This window comes from Dactylosporangium maewongense (assembly GCF_039531485.1).
In the GTDB taxonomy this organism is placed as follows: Bacteria; Actinomycetota; Actinomycetes; order Mycobacteriales; family Micromonosporaceae; genus Dactylosporangium; species Dactylosporangium maewongense.
The window spans coordinates 282980-299576 of the sequence record NZ_BAAAQD010000002.1 but is presented as its reverse complement, the minus strand read 5'-3'; the positions used below and the strand labels follow the sequence as shown (position 1 = coordinate 299576).

Here is a 16597-nt window from a genome sequence, read left to right as displayed (position 1 = left end):
CACACCATTAGGTAGGCTCCAGCAGTGACCCCCACGAACCAGCTCGCCGTCCCATTCAACAAGGCCTATCTGACGGGTGCCGAGACCGGGTACATCCAGCAGGCAATGACGAATGGGCCGCTCACCGGTGACGGGCCCTACACGAAGCGTGCGAGCGCTCTGCTCACCGAGATCCTCGGCGCCAAGCACTCATTGCTGACCACCTCCTGCACGCACGCGCTGGACATGACCGCGCTGCTGCTGGACCTGGAGCCGGGCGACGAGGTCATCGTGCCCTCGTTCACGTTCTGCTCGACCGCCAACGCCTACGCGCTGCGCGGCGCCGTGCCGGTCTTCGTCGACTGCCGCCCCGACACGCTCAACCTCGACGAGCGCCTGGTCGAGGCCGCCGTCACCCCGCGCACCAAGGCGATCGTCGTCGTGCACTACGCCGGCGTCGCCGTCGAGATGGACGAGATCGAGGCGATCGCCCAGCGGCACGGCCTCGTGGTCATCGAGGACAACGCGCACGGCATCGGCGGCACGTACCGTGGCCGCAAGCTCGGCTCGATCGGCGCGATGGCGACCCAGAGCTTCCACGAGACGAAGAACGTGCAGTGCGGCGAGGGCGGCGCCCTCATCTTCAACGACGACACCTACTTCGAGCGCGCCGAGATCATCCGCGAGAAGGGCACCAACCGCGGCCAGTTCTTCCGCGGCATGGTCGACAAGTACCGCTGGATCGACATCGGCTCGTCCTACCTGCCGTCGGACCTGCTCGCCGCGTTCCTCACCGCGCAGCTGGAGCAGTTCACCGACATCCAGCGCCGGCGCTCCCACATCTGGGACAGCTACCACCAGCGCCTGGCCACCTGGGCCGCCGAGCACGGCGTCACCCAGCCGACGGTCCCCGGCGACCGTTCGCAGCCGGCCCACCTGTACTACCTGCTCCTGCCTGACCTCGAGAGCCGCCAGGGGATGCTCAAGCACCTCCTCGGCCACGGCGTCCTGGGCACCTTCCACTACCAGCCGCTGCACTTCGCCCCGGCCGGCGTGAAGTTCGGCCGCACCGGCCCCGGCGGCTGCCCCGTCACCGAGGACGTCGCCGACCGGCTGCTGCGCCTGCCGCTGTACGGCGGCATGTCCGAGGCCGACATCGACCTGGTCGTCACCGCGGTCGAGTCCTACAACCCGCGCGGATGACCGAAACCATGGACGGCGGCCCCGCCCTGCCCGACGCTCTCAACCTGGCGGCGCGGGGCAACACGCCACCGGCGGTCCCCGACGCCCGCGACGCCCGCCTCCCCGAGGCCCTCGACCTCGGGTCACGCCCCGGCGCCCCCTCAGCCGAGCCCGCCGCTTCCCACCGCTCCTGGCTCGTCCGCACCGCGATCGTGCTCTACAACGACCGCCGCATCCGTTACCTCGGCGTCGGCGGCGTCTCCGCGGTCACCTACTACGTCAGCTTCGCGGCCGTCTACCTGCTGACCCGCGACCACTGGCACTACCTGGTGCCCACGATCATCGCCAACTTCATCTGCGCCGTCTGCACCTACCCGCTGCAGCGCCACTTCGTCTTCCAGTCGAAGGGCCCGATCATCTCGGGCTTCCTGAAGTTCTACGTGGTCTGCCTGTGGGCCCTCGCGTTCACCATGCTCGGACTCCCCCTCCTCGTCGAGGTCTTCCACATCCCCGTCCTCATCTCCCAGGCGATCCTGATCGTCGTCGCCCCCCTGATCAACTACCAGCTCAGCAAGCTCTGGGCCTTCCGCCGCTGACCCCTCCCCAACCCGGTGCTCGAAGGCCGAACCCGCTCGAGATCACCGCGCCCGACGGCGCGGTGATCGAAGGATGGATCGGGTCGTGGGGACGGCCAGATCCCTCCTTCGATCTTGCGGCGCAAGGCTCACACACTCGGGAGCACCGCGCCCGATTTCAAGCCAGCGCCACGATTGAGCCCACGGCAACCAGTGCCGCACAAACCCCTGCCGACGTGGTGATCAAAAGACAGATCCGGTCGCGATCACAGCCAGATCCGTCTCTCGATCAAGCCGAACGGACACCAAGCACCGACGCGACACCGCGGCGCCCGGCGGTGTGGTGATCGAAGGATGGAACGGGTCGCGGGGACGACCGGCTCCATCCTTCGATCTTGCGGCGTCGCGCGAAGGTGTTGCCGGCGGGTGAGGTTCCACGCGTTCGGCAGGCTGGCGGCCGAGTTCGGCAGTCGGCAATGCTGCGGTCGTCCGGAGGCGTCGCGCCACTCTCGATCCGGCGGCATCGGCCAGCACACCCGAATCACCTGGCACCGGCGGTGCACCTGATCCAGCAGGCGGATTCCGAACGCGACGCAGCGGCACAGCAACCGGCCGGATCACGGCGGACCGGGCCTCCGCCGCAACGGACGTGACCGGCGTGACGCTTGCCAAGCCGGACGGTCCAGATCAAGGTTCGCGACCCGGACCCCTGACAGACTGGGTTTGCCCGCCTGTCCTACCGGACGGTCAGGCGCGGCTCACCCGGCGCGAGCTCCCGCCTGTCCTGCCCGAAAAGTCGGGTCTGCCGGAGAAGCCAGGCGCGGCCCGCCCTTCCGGCACAGCAGGACGTGCCCATCCGCTCGGCCGGATGAGTCAGGCGCAGGCCGGCCCGCCTGCCCAGCGATCGGGCGCAGGCCAGCCCGCCTGACCACCTGGCCTGCGGTCGGGCGCAGCCTGGCCCACCTGCACACCTGCCTGCGAAAGGCGTGACCCAAGCCCGCCGATGGGCGGGCGTGGCGACCTGCCCAGCGCCGACCGACGGCCGACCGACGGCCGACCGTGCCCGCCCCGGGCGCGGGGGCGGGCGGGCTGGCGGCGAAAGCGTTGGGCGGGCGTCAGGCCAGGCCTACGCGGTCCAGGACCCAGGCGGTGATGAACGCCTCCTCGCGCCAGGCGTCGTAGCGGCCGCTCGGGCCGCCGTGGCCGGCGCCCATCTCGGTCTTGAGCAGGACGTCGGAGTCGGGCGAGAGGCTGCGCAGGCGGGCCACCCACTTGGCCGGCTCGTGGTAGAGGACGCGGGTGTCGTTGAGGCTGGTCACGGCCAGGATCGCCGGATACGGGCGGGCCGACAGGTTCTCGTAGGGGGTGTAGGACTTCATGTACGCGTACACCTCGGGGTCAGCCAGCGGGTTGCCCCACTCCTCCCACTCGGTGACGGTCAGCGGGAGCGACGGGTCGAGGATGGTGTTGAGGGCGTCGACGAACGGGACCTGGGCGACGATGCCCGCGAACGCCTCCGGGGCGATGTTGGCCACGGCGCCCATGAGCAGGCCGCCAGCGGAGCCGCCGCGGGCGACGAGCTTGTCCGACGACGTCCAGCCGGCCTTGACCAGGTGCTCGGCGCAGGCGACGAAGTCGGTGAAGGTGTTCCGCTTCGCGAGCAGCTTGCCCTCGTCATACCAGCGGCGGCCCATCTCGCCGCCGCCGCGGATGTGGGCGACGGCGAAGACGACGCCACGGTCGAGCAGGGACAGGCGCGGGATGGAGAACCACGGGTCCATCGACGCCTCGTAGGAGCCGTAGCCATACAGGACGGCGGGAGCCGAGCCGTCGCGGGGAGTGCCGGCGCGGGCCACGATGGAGATCGGGACGCGGGTGCCGTCCTCGGCGAGGGCCCATTCGCGGTGCTGCTCGTAGCGGGACGGGTCGAACTCGCCCAGGACCGGCTTCTGCTTGCGCAGGGTCAGCTCGCCGCTGTCGAGGTTGCAGTCGAAGACCGAGTCGGGCGTGACCAGCGAGACGTAGTGCAGGCGGAACGAGGTGGTGTCGTATTCGAGGTTGGCCTCGGGGCCCGCGGAGTAGATCGGCTCGGGGAAGGCGATGTCGTAGGACGCGGCGCCTTGCAATGGCACGACCCGGATGCCGGTGAGCCCGTCGCGGCGCAGCGAGACGACCAGGTGGCCGGAGAACGCGTCGACGCCGAGCAGCCGGGTGCCGGGCTCGTGCTCGATGAGCGTCGTCCAGGCGCCGGGCGCGTCGGCGGACGTGTACGCCAGGGCGAAGTCCTCGGCGCCGTCGTTGTGCAGGATCAGGAACCGGTGACCGTGATGCTCCACCGAATACTCCACGCCCTGTCGGCGCGGCGCGATCGACTGCGGCGGGCTGGTCGGCGCGTCGGCCGGGATGACCAGGACCTCGCTGGTGACCTTGCTGTGGATGTCGATGAGGATGAAGCGCTCGGAGCGGGTCAGGTCGACGCCGACCCAGAAGCGCTCGTCGGTCTCCTCGTGGACCACCACGTCGGCGGAGGAGTCGGTGCCCATGGCGTGCCGCCAGATCTTGTTCGGCCGCCACGCCTCGTCGATGGTGATGTAGAAGAGTGTGGAGCCGTCGGCGGACCAGGCCGAGCCGTAGAACGCGCCCTCGACGGTGTCGGGCAGCAGCTCGCCCGTGTCGAGGTCCTTGACGCGCAGCGTGAAGCGCTCGTCGCCGGCGAAGTCGGTGCTGTAGGCCAGGAGGCGGCTGTCAGGGCTGATGTCGAACGTGCCCAGGGCGAAGAACTCCGAGTCGCCCGCGAGGGCGTTGCCGTCGAGGAGGACGTGCTCGCCGGGCAGGGCGCCGCCGTCGCCGAGGTCGGGCGGGGCGGCCTGGCCGACCTCCACCGGGACCCGGCAGTGGATGCCATACTGCTTGCCCTCTTCGGTGCGCGTGTAATACCAGAAGCCGCCCTTGCGGGTCGGCACCGAGAGGTCGGTCTCCTTGGTGCGCGACTTGATCTCGCTGAACGCCGTCTCGCGCAGGCTCTCCAGGTGCGCGGTCGCCGCGGTGGTGAACGCGTTCTCCGCCTCGAGATAGGCGACCGTGTCTGGGTCTTCCTTGTCCTGCAGCCAGAAGAACTCGTCGACCACGGTGTCGCCGTGGTGCGTCCGCTCGTGCGGAACCTGCTTCGCCGTCGGCGGCTGAACGCCCGTCACACCTGTAGTCACGCCCAAGACGTTACCCGTACCCCCCGACACTTTCCGGCGCCTCGACCCCTCAAAAACACCCGAGAGACACCGGGCGGAACACGCAACCAGGGGGTGAACTCGGCAGTCTGTCATGTAGGAGAAAGCGACGCCGGTACCGTCATGGTCTCGAAGTTCGGGCGAGCCCATGGAGGAGTGCGGTGCGGCGTCGCGGGGTGTTGCACATCGGGGTGGCGGGACTGGCAGCAATGCTGGTCCAAGCGTGCGCCGGGGAGTCGGATACACCTGACGTGAAGGGCGGCGCGGCGGCGGGCTCCTCCGGCGCGGTCCAGCCGTCCCCCACGTTCGACCCCTCGGCGTACGTGCCCGCCGCCGTGCCGATCGCAGAGCTGAAGAAGCTCTACTCGTACGACTCCAAGGCGACGCTCAACGCCCAGCTGACCGACAAGCGGACAGGCGACGGCGTGATCCTGGAGGACATCACGTTCTCCGACACGAGGGGTCGCGAGGAGATCCCGGCCTACGTGCTGGGTCCGGAGAAGTTCACCGGCCGCCTGCCCGCGGTGGTGTACGCGCACGGCAGCGGCGGCGACCGCGACACCCTGCTCAAGGAGGGGATGGCGCTCGCCCGGCTGGGGGCGCTGGTGTGCGTGCCGGAGCTGCCGCTCAAGCCGTCGGGCGACCCGGTCGCCGACAGCAAGGTGGTGGCCGACTCCGTGGTGGCACTGCGCCGCGCGTACGACCTGCTGATCCGCCGCTCGGACTGCGACGGGTCGAGAGCCGGGTTCGCCGGCCACAGCTGGGGCGCGGCCATGGGCGCCGTCCTGTACGGCATCGACTCCCGCATCACGGCGAGCGTCCTGGCGTCCGGGACCAGCCGGATCTCCCGGTGGATGGTCCGCAATCCGGTGCCGAAGGACTGGCACGCGTACCTGGACGCATTGTCGCGCTTCGACGCGCCGCCGTACACCCAGGTGACCGGCCGCAAGCCGATGCTGCTGCAGTTCGGCAAGCAGGACACCGTCGTCCCGGACGGCGAGCGCGCTGAGTTGCTGAACGGCGTGGCCGGGCCCAAGGAGCGCAAGGACTACGACACCGGTCACGATCTCGTCGGCTTCGAGGCCGCGGTCACCGACCGGGTGGCCTTCCTGCGGAAGCAGTTGCGACTGAAGTAGGGACCCACTACGCTTCGAACACATGTTCGATGTCGCTTGGTGCAGCATGTGCATCGTCCGCGGCCTCGAGCATATTTGAACGCGTCGTTGGGAAAGCCTGGATCACGCCCTGACCGGCGAGTCCTGGCTTCCGCGAATCCCGCCGGCGAGCACTTCCCCGTGTGGTCGTCTCGTCGGACGGTCCAGCTGACGCTGGGTCGTGAACAGGGAAGCGTGGGCTGCGGTGAGCGTGATCGAAGTGCTGGCGGAGGCGTGCGGGCCGGAGCACGTGTGGGAGGCCGGCCCGGCCGACAGGGTGGACGGCGTGCCAGCCGGCTGGGTGGTCGCGCCCGGCAGCGCCGAGGAGGTCTCCGGCGTGCTGCGCGCCGCGGCCGCCGCCGGGCTGTCGGTCGTGCCGTCCGGCGCCGGCACCAAGCTCGACTGGGGACTCCCGCCCGCGCACGTCGACGTCCTGATCGACCTCGGCCGCATGTCGGGCGTGCTCGACCACGCCCCGGACGACCTCGTCGCGACCGTCGCCGCCGGCACCCCGATGCGGGCGCTGCGGGCGCACCTGCTGCGGGCGGGGCAGCGGATCGCGCTCGACGTCGCGTCGCCCGGCGCGACCCTCGGCGGGGTCCTCGCCACCAACGAGGCGGGCCCGCTGCGCCACCGGTTCGGCACGCCGCGCGACCTGGTCGCCGGCGTACGGGTCGCGCTCGACGAGGGCAGCCTGGAGCGGCACCTCGACGGGCACGACCTGGCCAGGCAGATCTGCGGCTCGTTCGGCACCCTCGGCGTCATCACGGAGGCGACGGTCCGGCTCGAGCCGACGCCGACCGCGCGGGCCTGGGTCGTGCGGCCGGTGTCTACCCCGCGCGAGGTGCACCAGCTCACGGAGGCGCTGGTCTCCTCGTCGCTCGGCGCCGCGGCGATCGAGGCCGACCTGCCCGGCGGCGCCGGGCGCCCCGCCGAGCTCGCCGCGCTGTTCGAGGGCAGCCGCGCCGGCAGCGCCGCCCGGGCCGAGGCCGCCGCGCACTTACTCGGCGGCGGCGCCTCAGTCGAGCCCGCACCGCCGGAATGGTGGGGCCGTTACCCCTTCGACGCCGACGACGTGGCGCTGAAGATCTGGGGTCAGCCCAGTGAACTCTTCGCCGTCGTCTACGCCCTGCGCGACGCCGCCGGCATGCCGGTGCCGGTCCGCGGCTCGGTCGGCGCCGGCATCGCGCACGTGGCCCTGCCCGCCACGACCCCGGCGGACCGGCTCGCGGGCATGCTCAACGCCGCCCGGACGGTGCTCATGGCCCGCGGCGGGGGCGGGTGCACGCTGCTGCGCGCCCCGGCCGACCTGCGCGAGCTCGTGGAGACCTACGGCCCGGCCCGGCTCTGCGACGCGTCCGTCCGGCTGAAGCTCGCCCTGGACCCCGAGGAGCGGATGGCCCCCGGCCGCCTGCCCGCGTGCTAGAGCGACTTCTCGGTCCAGACGACCAGCTGGTCCACGCCGTCGATCTCGGTGGTGTACTCCCGCTCCGGCACTTCCCTGAAGCCGAAGCGGCGGTGCAGGGCGATCACCTGCTTGTTCCACGCCAGGGTGCGGCCGCCGACGGACGTGAGCTTCATCTCGTCGAACGCGTACGCCACGGCGGCCTTCTCCAGCTCCATCCACGCCGGCAGCAGCTCACCGCGCTCCTCCAGACCGTCGACGTCGAGGAAGAAGCCCCACTCGGAGGTCCCGGCCGCCTCGTCGTGGTCGTTGAAGGTCACCACGCCGCAGTCGTTGCCCTTGTACGAGAAGATCAGCACCCGGCGGGACGGATCGGACTGGACCTTCGCCCACCACTGAGCGTGACCCTCCGGTGTGATGAACGCTGTGTAGATGCTGGCGCCGCGCGTCTTCGGGTGATTGCGCCAGCGCCGAATGGTCTCGACGTCCGAATCGTCGGCTTCGCGCAGCACCGTGTTACCTCCCGTGGGCGGGCGTGTGGGCATTGAAAGACCGGCCAACGGTACACTCGCTCGCGGACGACAGCCGCTTACCCGATCGAACAGGACCTTGAGCTGATGAGCAACCTCGATCGTCTTCGTGTCGCCTTCCGCACCGCACTGGCACTGCCGGAGGACTACGACGTCGACAAGCTTGAATACCGAGGCATCGAGAAATGGGACTCGCTGGCGCATCTCTCCCTGGTCGGCGAGATCGAGGACACCTTCGACGTGATGATCGACACCGATGAGGTGATCGACCTCAGCTCCTTCGGCAAGGCCGTCGAGATCCTCGGAAAGCACGACGTTGAGTTCTCCGGCTGAGGGCAGGGTCGCTCTCGTCACGGGCTCCTCGCGCGGGATCGGCCGGGCCGTCGCGCGCAAGCTCGCTACTGAGGGCTACCAACTCGTCCTGCACGGCATGCGCGAAGGGTCGGCCAAGACCACGGCCGACGAGATCACCGCCGACTTCGGCATCGAGCCGCTCGTCGTGCACGGCGACGTCAGCGACGCCGCCGACGTCAAGGCCATCCTGCGGCTCGTCTTCGAGCGCCACCGCCGCCTCGACGCCCTGGTCGTCAACGCCGGCGTCCACGAGGCGGGCTTCCTCGGCATGATGGGCGACGCCGCGATCGAGCGGCTGTTCGCCGTCAACGCCGTCGGCGCCACGTACACGGTGAACGGCGCGGTCAAACTGCTGCGCCGGGGCACCGCACCCTCGGTCGTCCTGCTCTCCTCCGTCATGGGCACCGCCGGCTCGGCCGGTCAGGTCGTCTACGGCGCGACCAAGGCCGCCGTCGCCGGGTTCGCCCGCGCCGCGGCGAAGGAGCTCGGACCGGCCGGCATCAGGGTCAACGCGGTCGCCCCCGGGTTCATCGCCACCGAGATGCTCGAGTCCCTCGACGATGCCGGCCGCGCCGAGCGGATCGCCGCGACCGCGCTGCGCCGCCTCGGCGAACCCTCGGACGTCGCCGACGTGATCGCGTTCCTGCTCTCCGACGCGTCCCGGTTCGTCACCGGCCAGGTGATCGAAGTCGATGGCGGCCTGGTCGTATGACACACCGCGACGGCTCCCTATACGACAAATCGGACCATTTTTTTGGATCCTGTACGGTGAGAAGCATCCGTGTCCACCTCAACGGCATCAATGCGCCGCGGAGGTGACGCCATGACGTTGTTGCACCCAGACGCCAGACTGATCGACGCGGCGACCGGCGCCGAGCTCAGTGGCGTGCCGCTCCGCGAAGCCGTGCACGCCGCGGTCGCGGGGTTCGCCGAGATCACGCCGGGCGTGGTGTTCCTGCGCACGCCGACCACCGTCGAGGCGATCGTCCGCTACATCGGCGCGTTCGAGTCGGGACGCCCGCTGGCGCTGCTCGACCCGGGCCTGCCCGCCGAGATCCTCGCCGACTTCATCGAGCGTTTCGAGCCCGCCGCCGTCTGCGGCCCCGTGCCGCAGGACGTGCACAAGGGGTACACCCGCCGCGACGACGAACTGTGGGAGCGCGACACACCGTCGGCCACCGTGCCGCACCCCGACCTGGCCACGCTGCTGGCGACGTCGGGCTCCACCGGCAGCCCCAAGCTGGTCCGGCTGTCGCGCACGGCGATCCTGGCCAACACGACCTCGATCATCGAGGCGCTCGGCATCACCGGCGCCGACGTCGCGGTGAGCAGCCTGCCGTTCTACTACAGCTTCGGCATGTCGGTGCTCAACACGCACCTCGCCGCCGGCGCGACCGTCGTGGTGGAGTCCGAGGGGCTGGTCGCGCGGTCGTTCTGGCCGGCGATCACGAAGTTCGGCGTGACCTCGCTCGCGCTGGTGCCGTCGCAGTACGAGATGCTGCGCCGCCTGCGGTTCGACCCGAAGCGTTACCCGAGCCTGCGCACGCTGACGCAGGCCGGCGGCCGGCTGCGGGCCGAGCTGGTGCAGGACTTCCACGACCGCATGGCGACCGTGGACGGGCGGCTGTTCGTCATGTACGGGCAGACCGAGGCCGCTCCGCGCCTGACCACGCTGCCCGCCGGACGGCTCGCGGAGAAGCTCGGCTCGGTCGGGCCCGCGGTGCCCGGCGGCACGCTCGCCATCCGGCTCGAGGACGGCACCGAGACCACCGCCCCCGGCGTCGTCGGCGAGGTGCTCTACCGCGGCCCGAACGTGATGATGGGCTACGCGGAGACCGCCACCGACCTGGCCCGCGGCGACGAGCAGGGCGGGCTGCTGGAGACCGGCGACCTCGGGCACCTCGACGAGGACGGCTACCTGTTCATCGACGGGCGGCTCAAGCGCTTCGGCAAGGTGTTCGGCGTCCGGCTCAACCTCGACGACATCGAGCAGCTGGCGGCCGCCACCGGCCCGGGCGCCGTCGCGGCCGTCGCGGGCGACGACAAAGTCATCATCTTCGTCGAAGGCGACGGGGCGACGGCCGAGGCGCTGGCGCCGCGGGTGACCGAGCTCGCCGACCGGCTGAAGCTGCACTGGTCGGGCTTCGAGATGCGCGGCCTCCCCGCCCTGCCGCTGCTCAGCAACGGCAAGGTCGACTATCGAGCGTTGGAGTCCGCACGATGAGCGTGTTCACCCTGTCGCAGCCGGACCGCGAGGCGCAGCTGCTGCCCCGCCTGGCCGAGCTGACCGACCAGCACCGGGCGCGGGGCGAGGCGTACGCCAACATCCTCGCCGCGACGGGTCACGGCCCCGGGCGCTCGTACGAGCGGATCAGCGACCTGCCGTGGCTGCCGGTGCGGCTGTTCAAGACGCACCAGCTCAAGAGCATCCCCGACGACGAGGTCTTCAAGGTCCTGACCTCCAGCGGCACCACCGGCGACGTCAGCCGCATCTACCTGGACAAGGCCGCCGCGGCCGCGCAGACCAGGATGCTCGGCCAGACGCTGCAGGCGGTCCTCGGCCCGAAGCGGCTGCCGATGCTCATCGTCGACACGACCGCGATCATCAAGAACCGCCGCTCGTTCAGCGCCCGCGGCGCCGGCGTCCTCGGCATGATCACGTTCGGCCGGGACCACGTCTGGGCGCTCGACGAGGACAGCAAGCCCGACCTCGAGGCCGTCCGCGGGTTCCTCGCCAAGCACGGCGACAAGCCCTTCCTGGTCTTCGGCTTCACGTTCATGGTCTGGCTCTACCTGTACGAACTGGCGCGCGACAACGGCCTGGACCTCAGCAACGGGATCCTCGTGCACTCCGGCGGCTGGAAGAAGCTGGTCGACCAGCAGGTCGACAACGCCGAGTTCCGCCGCGCGTTCCAGGCCGACACCGGGCTGCGCAACATCCACAACTTCTACGGCATGGTCGAGCAGATCGGCGTCGTCTACCTCGAAGGCCCGGACGGCAACTCGCTGTACTGCCCCGACTTCGCCGACGTCGTCATCCGCGACCCGGAGACGTGGGAGCCGCTGCCGCCCGGCAAGCCCGGCCTCGTCGAGGTGATCAGCACGCTGCCGGAGTCGTACCCGGGCCACGTGCTGCTCACCGAGGACATGGGCGTCATCAACGGCATCGACGACGGCGCGTGGCCCGGCAAGCGCTTCTCCATCCTGGGCCGGCTGCCGCGCGCCGAGGCCCGCGGCTGCAGCGACACGTTTGTGGGTGCATCGTGAAAAGCGTCTTTCCCGAAATTTCCGATATTTCGGTGGATCGGCTCCTGGCGGAGATCACCGACGAGCCCGAAGGCGGGCGGCTGACCGTCGGCGACGAGCGGGTCCGGGACTTCCTGATCGCGTTCTCGCGGCGGCTGCTCAAGCCCGACCTCGCCCGCCGCCACCCTGAGCTCGGCTCGCTCGGCTTCTTCCTGCGCAAGGGCGAGCTGGCCCGCGCCGTCGAGCGCCTCGCCGACGGGGCCAACGGCCAGCGCCGTGCCCCCCGCGGCCTGGTGCTGCACTTCCCGCCGGCGAACGTCGACACGATCTTCGTCTACTCGTGGGCGCTGTCCGCCCTCGCCGGCAACCACAACATCGTGCGGGTCTCCGCCCGCGCCGCCGGCGCCGCGCAGACCGTCCTCGAAGCGCTCAACGACGTGCTCGCCGACGCCCACCCGGCGATCGCGCAGACCCAGCGGATGGTCACGTACGACCGCGACGACGCGATCACCGGCGCCCTCATCGGCGCCTGCGACCTGCGCGTGCTGTGGGGCGGCGACCAGTCCGTCAACCAGCTCCGCAAGCACCCGATCCAGCCGCTCGCCCGGGACCTCGCGTTCCCGGACCGGTCCTCGTTCGCCGCGATCTCCGTCGCCGGCTGGCAGAGCTCGACCCCTGAGCAGCGCCGGGCGGCCGTGGACGGGTTCGCCAACGACCTCTACTGGTTCGACCAGGCCGCCTGCTCCTCCCCTCGCGACCTCTTCTGGGTTGGCGAAGGCGGCGTCGAAGAGGCCCGCGCCGAGTTCGACGAGCTGCTCAGCGAGGTCGTCGTGCAGCGCGGGTGGGGCGTGGATCCGGCGATGGCCGTGGAGAAGTACGTCGCCACCTACGGCCTCGCCGCCACCGGCGCCGCCACCAAGATCGCGTTCAACGGCAACGCCGTCGCCAACGTGTCCCTCGCCGGCCTCGACGACCTGCAGCGGCACTGGCTCGGCGCCGGCACCATCTGCCACGTCACGGTCGGTTCGCTCGGCGAGCTCGCCCCGGCGATCCAGCGCAAGGACCAGACGCTCAGCCAGTACGGCTTCACCATGTCCGACCTCGACGACTTCGTCACCACCCTCGCCGGCCGCGGCATCGACCGGATCGTGCCGTTCGGCCAGGCGCTGACGTTCGCGGGGACCTGGGACGGCTTCAATCTGCTCCACGAGTTCACGCGCATCATCACGATCCAGGCCTGACCTCAAAACGGAGTACTCTCCTCCGTACACGGTTCTGTGAGGAGCTCCACAACGTGTCTCTGTCCGTCGTCGTCCCGTGCTACCGCTCCGCGCGTATCCTCCCCACGCTGGTCGAGCGGCTCAACGGCGTGCTTCCCGGCATCACCCCCGACCACGAGGTGATCCTCGTCGTCGACAGCACCGACAACACGTGGGACGTCGCCAGCGAGCTCGCCGGCAAGTACGAGCACGTCCAGGCGATCCGCATGGCCCGCAACTACGGCCAGCACAACGCCCTCATCGCCGGCATCCGCGCCGCGTCGTTCGAGCGCATCATCACGATGGACGACGACCTCCAGCACCCGCCGGAGGAGCTGCCGAAGCTCGTCGACGCCCTCACCGACGACCTCGACGTCGTCTACGCGATCTCCGAGCAGGAGGAGCACAGCGCCTTCCGCAACCTCACCTCGTGGGGCGCGAAGACCCTGGTCATGGGCCGCACGATGGGCATTCCCAACGCCGATGTCCTCGGCGCGCTGCGCATCTTCCGCACGTTCCTGCGGGCGGGCTTCGAGCAGGTCAGCGGCCCGCACGTCTCCGTCGACATCGTCCTGTCGTGGACCACGACCCGCGTCGGCACCGCGACCGTCCGCATGGACCAGCGCACCGAGGGCCGCTCGGGCTTCACCTTCAAGTCGCTCATGAAGCACGCCGTCAACATGATCCTCGGGTATTCGACGAAGCCGCTGCGGCTCGTGACGTACCTGGGGTTCCTGATCGGCATCTGTGGCCTGATCCTCACGATCCGGCTGGTCTGGCTCTATGTCGTCGGTGACACGACCGTCGCCGGTTTCACCACCGTCGCGTCGCTGGTCACGGTCTTCTCGTCGGCCCAGCTGATCGGCATCGGCGTCCTGGGCGAGTACCTGGGCCGGGTGCACGCCCACGGCATGGGCCGCCCGACCTACGTCGTCCGCGAGCACGTCAACAGCCCGGCGGCCCGCCCCGCGAGCCGCGCCGTGAGCCGCCCCGTGAGCCACGCCGACGTCGCCTGATCGAACACCGTCCGCCCGGCGCCCCTCTACGGGGCGCCGGGCGCATTACGCATGGATGTCCCCAACCGGATGTCCCCAGCTGTGGATAACTCCCGCCGAACCTGTGGATGACTGTGCGCGGGGCTGTGGATAACCGTGTGGAATAAACGCGGAGTACACCCCGGATCCACCTGCGTGTAGGCGGTGTGAGACCTAGGACACGGGGGACCTGGGGAGATGATGCCCACAGGGGTTACCCACAGGCTGTGGATAACCGGTCAGTCGGTGAAGAGGCGGGCGGCCAGGCCGGGGTCGATGTTGCCGCCGCTGACGACGGCCACGGTGCGGCCGGCGGGGAGCTCGTCGCGGTGGTGCAGGACGGCGGCGGTGGCGGCGGCGCCGCTGGGTTCGGCGATGAGGCGGCCGCGGCGGGCGAGGACCTTCACGGCGTCGAGGATCTCGTCCTCGGCGACGGTCACGATCGCGTCCAGGTGGGCGCTGAGGTGCGCGAGGGTGAGCTCGGACAGCGGGGTCCGCAGGCCGTCGGCGACGGTGCTCAGCATGCGCTGCTCGGGCCAGACGCGCACGACGCCGGCGGCGAGGCTTTCGGCGGCGTCGGCGGCCACGGCGGGCTCGACGCCGATGACGGCGACGTGCGGGGCGAGGGCCTTGATCGCGGTCGCGACGCCCGAGGAGAGGCCACCGCCGCCGACGGGGACGACGACGACGTCGACATTGGAGAGGTCCTCGAAGATCTCCAGGCCGACGGTGCCCTGGCCGGCGATGATGTCGGGGTGGTCGTAGGGCGGGATCAGGGTCAGGCCGCGCTCGGCGACCAGCTCACGGGCGACGGTCTCGCGCTCGGCCTGCCGGACGAGGATGACCTCGGCGCCGTAGCCGCGGGTCGCTTCGATCTTCAGGGGCGTCGAGACGTCGGGCATGACGACGGTGACCGGGATGCCGAGGGAGCGGCCGGCGTAGGCGAGGGCCTGGCCGTGGTTGCCGGAGGAGTGGGTGACCACGCCGGCGCGGCGGTGGTCGAGGTCGAGGCGGTGCAGGGCGTTGGTGGCGCCGCGGAGCTTGAACGCGCCGATCGGCTGGAGGCTTTCGGGCTTCAGCCACAGTTCGTCGGCCCAGGGGCACGGCAGGAGCGGGGTGCGAACCACGAGGCCGGAGATCCGCGCGGCGGCGTCGCGGATGTCGTCCAGCCGGACGAGGTGTTGAGCGGTGGCGGTCACGGGGTCATCTTGACAGCCCACGGGCATGATCACCCTCCTCGCATCCGGCGAATGAGAGATCCATAACGTCGATAATCAGCCGCTGCCGTAGAACCGCGCGGCGCCGGGGTGTAGCGGTACAGGGTCGGTGGTCACGGCGCCCGCTTTGTCGTAATTGGCGCCCTCAGGATGTACGCGGCTCAACTCGACCTGATAGTCGAACAGGATCTTGGTGAGGTCGTACGCGAGCTGGTCGGGCATGTCGGGCGACACCAGCAGGAGGTTGCCGATCACGATCGTGTCGACGTCCGCCGGCGTGTCGTAGGTGGACTTGGGGAGCTTGCCCGCCCCGTACACCGTGCCGTAGCGGAACGAGAGCGGCTTGAGCAGCTCGTCGAGCGGCAGCAGGGAGAACTGCCCGGGGGCGCTGGCCAGCAGGTCGGCGATGCCGGGCGTGGGCAGGCCGCCGGTGAAGATCAGCGCGTCGGTGGTGCCGGCCAGCATGCCCTTGGTCGTCTCCGGCAGGGACAGGCGCTGCCGGACGATGTCGGTGTCGGGGTTGATCCCGCCCGCGAAGAGCAGCCGGCCGGCGAAGACGTCGGCACCGGAGCCGGCGGAGCCGGTGGAGATCCGCTTGCCGCGCAGGTCGGCGAACTTCGTGACGCGCAGGTTGTTGCGGACCACGACCTGGGCGTAGCTGCGGTACAGCCGCCCCAGCGCCACGACCTTCTGCGGCCGGCCCTCGAAGGCGCCCTTGCCGGTCACGGCGTCGGCGGCGGTGTCGGCGATGCTGAACGCGACGTCCATGTCACCGGTCGCGACGCGCGTGATGTTCTCGCCGGAGGCGCCGGTCGCCTCGGCGCGTGCCTCGTAGCCGGGCACGTGCTTGGTGACGAGGTCGGCGTAGCCGCCGCCGAACTGGTAGTACACGCCGGTCGTGTTGCCGGTGGCGATGTAGATCCGCCCGCCGTGCCACAGGCCCGCGCCGGCGCGGGGTGGCGCCGTCGAGCCGCAGCCGGCCAGGAGGGCGCACACGAGCAGGACAGCCGCGAGCCGCCTCACCGGAGCATCGCATCCCGCGGAAGGGGGTCGAGCGCGTCGGCGACCCGGTGGACGAGCATGGCCGTCTCGTAGCCGACCTGGCCGAGGTCGCAGCCGGGGGCGGCGAGCACGCCGAGCAGCGCGCGGTCGCCGACCGCCATGACGATCATGACGCCGCCGTCCATGTCGACGATGGTCTGGCGGACCTGGCCGGCCTGCATCACGCGGGCGGCGCCGAAGGTGAGGCTGGCCAGCCCGCTGATGACGGCGGAGAGGTGGTCGGCCTGGTCCACGGGCAGGTCGGCGGAGCAGGCCAGGCGCAGCCCGTCGCCGGAGACGGTGATCGCGTGCGCGACATCGGGGACCTGCCGGGCGAAGCTGGCCATGAGCCAGTCGAGCTGGCCCGCGCCGGTCGGGTTCTGAGCGTCTGGCATCG

At 70.6% G+C, this 16597-nt stretch carries 15 protein-coding genes; 10 read left to right on the top strand and 5 right to left on the bottom strand.

Annotation, left to right across the window (positions count from 1 at the left end; translation table 11 throughout):
* Window positions 1-24: 24 nt before the first annotated feature.
* Both rffA and ABD332_RS08230 read left to right on the top strand, forming a co-directional pair.
* On the top strand, window positions 25-1182 hold the full coding sequence (gene rffA / locus ABD332_RS08235) for a dTDP-4-amino-4,6-dideoxygalactose transaminase (RefSeq protein WP_344501187.1): 1158 nt from the start codon (window positions 25-27) through the stop codon (window positions 1180-1182).
* Entirely contained in the window at window positions 1179-1757 is a 579-nt protein-coding gene (locus ABD332_RS08230; protein WP_344501186.1) for a GtrA family protein, read from the top strand. Before rffA ends, ABD332_RS08230 begins: the two co-directional genes overlap by 4 nt.
* Window positions 1758-2851: 1094 nt before the next feature.
* Here the strand turns inward: ABD332_RS08230 and ABD332_RS08225 are convergent.
* Window positions 2852-4930 carry a S9 family peptidase gene (locus tag ABD332_RS08225; protein WP_344501455.1) on the bottom strand — a complete coding sequence of 693 codons (2079 nt, stop codon included), beginning with the start codon at window positions 4928-4930 and terminating at the stop codon, window positions 2852-2854.
* Window positions 4931-5169: 239 nt separating this feature from the next.
* On the opposite strand from ABD332_RS08225, the gene ABD332_RS08220 reads away from it, so the two are divergent.
* Both ABD332_RS08220 and ABD332_RS08215 read left to right on the top strand, forming a co-directional pair.
* Window positions 5170-6096: an alpha/beta hydrolase family protein gene (locus tag ABD332_RS08220; protein ID WP_344501185.1), complete on the top strand. Its 927-nt coding sequence runs from the start codon at window positions 5170-5172 to the stop codon at window positions 6094-6096.
* 223 nt (window positions 6097-6319) lie between these two features.
* On the top strand, window positions 6320-7540 hold the full coding sequence (locus tag ABD332_RS08215) for an FAD-binding oxidoreductase (protein WP_344501184.1): 1221 nt from the start codon (window positions 6320-6322) through the stop codon (window positions 7538-7540).
* Here ABD332_RS08215 and ABD332_RS08210 read toward each other — a convergent pair.
* Complete coding sequence (locus tag ABD332_RS08210; RefSeq protein WP_344501183.1) at window positions 7537-8031, bottom strand: GNAT family N-acetyltransferase; 495 nt, start codon at window positions 8029-8031, stop codon at window positions 7537-7539. The genes ABD332_RS08215 and ABD332_RS08210 overlap by 4 nt on opposite strands.
* A 105-nt stretch (window positions 8032-8136) precedes the next feature.
* Here ABD332_RS08210 and ABD332_RS08205 point away from each other — a divergent pair, with 105 nt between their 5' ends.
* From ABD332_RS08205 to ABD332_RS08180, 6 genes are all read left to right on the top strand, one after another.
* Window positions 8137-8382: an acyl carrier protein gene (locus tag ABD332_RS08205; RefSeq protein ID WP_344501182.1), complete on the top strand. Its 246-nt coding sequence runs from the start codon at window positions 8137-8139 to the stop codon at window positions 8380-8382.
* Window positions 8366-9115, top strand: coding sequence for an SDR family NAD(P)-dependent oxidoreductase (locus ABD332_RS08200; RefSeq protein WP_344501181.1), 750 nt, complete (start codon window positions 8366-8368; stop codon window positions 9113-9115). The genes ABD332_RS08205 and ABD332_RS08200 overlap by 17 nt, the downstream gene beginning before the upstream one ends.
* Before the next feature lie 111 nt (window positions 9116-9226).
* Window positions 9227-10627 (top strand): AMP-binding protein, encoded by a 1401-nt coding sequence (locus tag ABD332_RS08195; protein WP_344501180.1) that lies wholly within the window; start codon window positions 9227-9229, stop codon window positions 10625-10627.
* Window positions 10624-11670, top strand: coding sequence for a LuxE/PaaK family acyltransferase (locus tag ABD332_RS08190; protein WP_344501179.1), 1047 nt, complete (start codon window positions 10624-10626; stop codon window positions 11668-11670). Before ABD332_RS08195 ends, ABD332_RS08190 begins: the two co-directional genes overlap by 4 nt.
* A gap of 26 nt (window positions 11671-11696) precedes the next feature.
* Window positions 11697-12890: an acyl-CoA reductase gene (locus ABD332_RS08185; RefSeq protein WP_425552159.1), complete on the top strand. Its 1194-nt coding sequence runs from the start codon at window positions 11697-11699 to the stop codon at window positions 12888-12890.
* Window positions 12891-12943: 53 nt separating this feature from the next.
* Window positions 12944-13924, top strand: coding sequence for a glycosyltransferase family 2 protein (locus ABD332_RS08180; RefSeq protein ID WP_344501177.1), 981 nt, complete (start codon window positions 12944-12946; stop codon window positions 13922-13924).
* 257 nt (window positions 13925-14181) lie between these two features.
* Here ABD332_RS08180 and ABD332_RS08175 read toward each other — a convergent pair whose 3' ends face one another.
* The 3 genes from ABD332_RS08175 to ABD332_RS08165 all read right to left on the bottom strand — a co-directional run bounded on the left by ABD332_RS08175 (window position 14182) and on the right by ABD332_RS08165 (window position 16595).
* A complete protein-coding gene (locus tag ABD332_RS08175; RefSeq protein ID WP_344501176.1) occupies window positions 14182-15141 on the bottom strand; it encodes a threonine ammonia-lyase in 960 nt (319 codons plus the stop codon).
* A gap of 75 nt (window positions 15142-15216) precedes the next feature.
* Entirely contained in the window at window positions 15217-16182 is a 966-nt protein-coding gene (locus ABD332_RS08170; RefSeq protein WP_344501175.1) for a TAXI family TRAP transporter solute-binding subunit, read from the bottom strand.
* Window positions 16179-16595: a roadblock/LC7 domain-containing protein gene (locus ABD332_RS08165; protein ID WP_344501174.1), complete on the bottom strand. Its 417-nt coding sequence runs from the start codon at window positions 16593-16595 to the stop codon at window positions 16179-16181. Before ABD332_RS08165 ends, ABD332_RS08170 begins: the two co-directional genes overlap by 4 nt.
* Window positions 16596-16597: the final 2 nt, after the last annotated feature.